Below are 603 nucleotides of genomic sequence, written 5' to 3'. Positions count from 1 at the left end.
GTCGTGATCGACGCCATGCCGCAGGTGCTGGAGCGCTGCCCCGAGGCCGTGTACGTGATCCTCGGCGCCACCCACCCCAACCTCGTGCGGGACCAGGGCGAAGCCTATCGCGAGAGCCTGATGGCCCGCGTMCGCGAGCTGGGCATCCAGGCGAGCGTCATCTTCCTCGATCGCTTCGTCGAGCTGGACACGCTGCTCGAATACATCTCGATGTGCGACGTCTATGTGACGCCCTATCTCGACGAGCAGCAGATGACCTCGGGCACGCTCGCCTACAGCTACGGGCTCGGGAAGGCCGTCGTGTCCACGCCCTATTGGCATGCCCGTGAGCTGCTGGCCGATGGCGGAGGCGTGCTGGTGCCCTTCGGCGATCCCGCGGCGATCGGTGCTGCCATCGCGGACCTCCTGACGGACGATGCGCTGCGCCGGGCCATTCGCGAGCGCGCCTACGCCGGCAGCCGCGCGATGATCTGGCCCAGAACTGCGGAGTTGTATCTGGCCGTGTTCGAGAAGGCCCGGCGCGATCGCGCGCCGCGGCTGATCGGCGTCCCGGCGCAGGCCGCCCCGCCGCAGCCCGTCGCCGTCTCGCCCGGGATCCAGACC

General features: G+C 69.6%; 1 protein-coding gene. It reads left to right on the top strand.

Annotated elements, in window-relative coordinates:
- Positions 1 to 603: glycosyltransferase (locus AC1DWF_RS36325; RefSeq protein WP_476843291.1), on the top strand; the 603-nt coding region annotated here is incomplete at both ends.

The sequence above is a fragment of the Aminobacter sp. P4_D5 genome (assembly GCF_056401815.1).
This window is presented reverse-complemented; position numbering and strand designations above follow the sequence as displayed.